This window comes from Burkholderia sp. BCC1993, from assembly GCF_905339865.1.
In the GTDB taxonomy this organism is placed as follows: Bacteria; Pseudomonadota; Gammaproteobacteria; order Burkholderiales; family Burkholderiaceae; genus Burkholderia.
Genome location: NZ_CAJPGZ010000075.1, coordinates 1 through 396, shown reverse-complemented (window position 1 = coordinate 396; position 396 = coordinate 1). Strand labels below are relative to the sequence as shown.

Below are 396 nucleotides of genomic sequence, written 5' to 3'. Positions count from 1 at the left end.
GCAGGCGTCGACGTCGTCGACGTCGGCATGGTGCCCACGCCGGTCGGCTATTTCGCGGCGAGCGTGCCGCTCGCCCTGAAGGGCGGCGAGCGCCGCGTCGATTCGTGCATCGTCGTCACCGGCAGCCACAACCCGCCCGACTACAACGGCTTCAAGATGGTGCTGCGCGGTGCGGCGATCTACGGCGAGCAGATCCAGGCGCTGTACCGCCGCATCGTCGACGCGCGCTTCGAAACGGGCAGCGGCGCGTTCGAGCAGTTCGACGTCGCCGATCAGTACATCGCGCGCATCGTCGGCGACATCAAGCTCGCGCGCCCGCTGAAGCTCGTCGTCGACGCCGGCAACGGCGTCGCGGGCCCGCTCGCGACGCGTCTGTTCAAGGCGCTCGGCTGCGAA

The 396-nt window shown here is 69.7% G+C and carries 1 pseudogene; it reads left to right on the top strand.

What is annotated here, in order from left to right:
- Positions 1 to 396, top strand: a pseudogene (locus U4Y91_RS36635) (phosphomannomutase/phosphoglucomutase); the annotation flags it as partial.